Below are 1,621 nucleotides of genomic sequence, written 5' to 3'. Positions count from 1 at the left end.
ACCGCGCCGATGGTACTGCACTCGGGAGGGTGTGGGAGAGTAGGTCACCGCCGGACAACTTGTCCCGGAACCCCCAAGCCACTGGCTTGGGGGTTCCGATGCTTAACGCCCGTTCCCGGCCCCCGGCACCCGCCGGGGGCCGCACCCGCTTCAGGCGTGCCCCGCCGGCCGGCCGGCCGGCCACCGGCACCGGCACCGGCACCGGGCCGGATGTCTCGCAAGCCACCTTCGTGCCCAGAGCCATGGATCGCGGACGCCGCATTGTGCCGTACCCCGTGTCCTGGGGGACCGGCAGACGCCGATCATTACTGCGGTTCCGGGATACCCCGGCGATCCATTGTTTGGCTCTTGTCCATTGCTGTTTCGAATCTGAAGCGATCGTAATGATCGGTTGGTTAACGACTTGCTGGGCTTCGTCGTTTGCGATGATTGGTCAGCCCTGATGCATATTGCCTTGGATCATGCGCAGCTGCAAGGATTGAACCCATGCATGCGAACCTATTGCCAACGCCAGTCGAGGAGATGCCTGAATGGATCGCCTCGATTAAAGCTGAGTACATCGTGAGTCGAATGACCGCCGGCGAGTCTCCGGCGGAGGCGAAAGCGGCAGCAGACACAAGCTTCGAGCAGCAATTCCCCAACGGCCGGCAGCGAAAACTTCATTTGGTGTTCAACGTCGTTGCCGATGACGATGTAGTTGGTTACCTCTGGATCGGCCCGCAAACCAATGGCGATGCCTCAAAGTGGTGGGTTTGGGATGTAGAAATCTATGAGCCGTTTCAACGCAGGGGATACGGAAGAGATGCAATGCTTCTGGCCGAGCACGAGGCAAGACTAGCCGGGGCCATTGAACTTGGCCTAAACGTCTTCGGGTACAACGTCGGCGCCCGCAAGCTCTATGAGTCCCTGGGCTATGAATCGACATCCATTCGCATGGCGAAGCATCTCTGACGAGGAAAACGTGGCTGTGACCACCCTCACCGGCCAATAAGCGGGTATTCGTTCGCGCTGAGCCCATCGTTCCGCTATAGTTATTTATGAAGAACCACAGCACTTGTTGTGACTCGATAAAGCCACCAGCGTTCCTGAATAAGGAATGCGCGGTAATAGAGTTACGGCGGTCATAGCGTGGGGGAAACGCCCGGTCCCATACCGAACCCGGAAGCTAAGACCCACTGCGCCGATGGTACTGCACTCGGGAGGGTGTGGGAGAGTAGGTCACCGCCGGACATAACGTCCCGGAACCCCTGAACATAATTGTTCGGGGGTTCCGATGTTTAACAGACGAGAGCCCCGAATCCCGGCCTCGGTTCCGGCTTATAAGCAAAAAAGTGTGTCTGCCCCGGGTGTGTCACCCGGGGCATTGTCATGTCGGACCGTGTTTCAGCAGGGCCTGCTGGCCCATCCCTTCAGTGTCAGCGGATCGTGCGCCCGTCTTGCAGGCTGGTGTCAGTAGTGATCAACCACGTCGTCTACTGGCATTTGGGCTCGAGGCTGCCGCTTGATTCTCCTTCTCGCCCATTCTCGGAAAAGGGGTATCCATTTAGGTGCCCAAGGCTTCCGGTAGGCTGAAATGACATTAAGAACCCCCGCGCTGCGTCAACAGCCGGGGGCATGGACT

General features: G+C 58.9%; 1 protein-coding gene and 1 rRNA gene. Both read left to right on the top strand.

The annotated features are described in order from the left end of the window. The first annotated feature begins 486 nt into the window (after nt 1–486). The gene (locus J2T21_RS20755; RefSeq protein WP_307584076.1) at nt 487–951 is read left to right on the top strand and encodes a GNAT family N-acetyltransferase; all 465 of its coding nucleotides are present in this window, start codon (nt 487–489) and stop codon (nt 949–951) included. A 162-nt stretch (nt 952–1,113) separates the two neighbouring features. Continuing rightward, nucleotides 1,114–1,230, top strand: a 5S ribosomal RNA gene (gene rrf / locus J2T21_RS20750). Nucleotides 1,231–1,621 lie beyond the last annotated feature (391 nt).

The sequence above is a fragment of the Paeniglutamicibacter psychrophenolicus genome (assembly GCF_030812255.1).
GTDB lineage: Bacteria > Actinomycetota > Actinomycetes > Actinomycetales > Micrococcaceae > Paeniglutamicibacter > Paeniglutamicibacter psychrophenolicus_A.
This window is presented reverse-complemented; position numbering and strand designations above follow the sequence as displayed.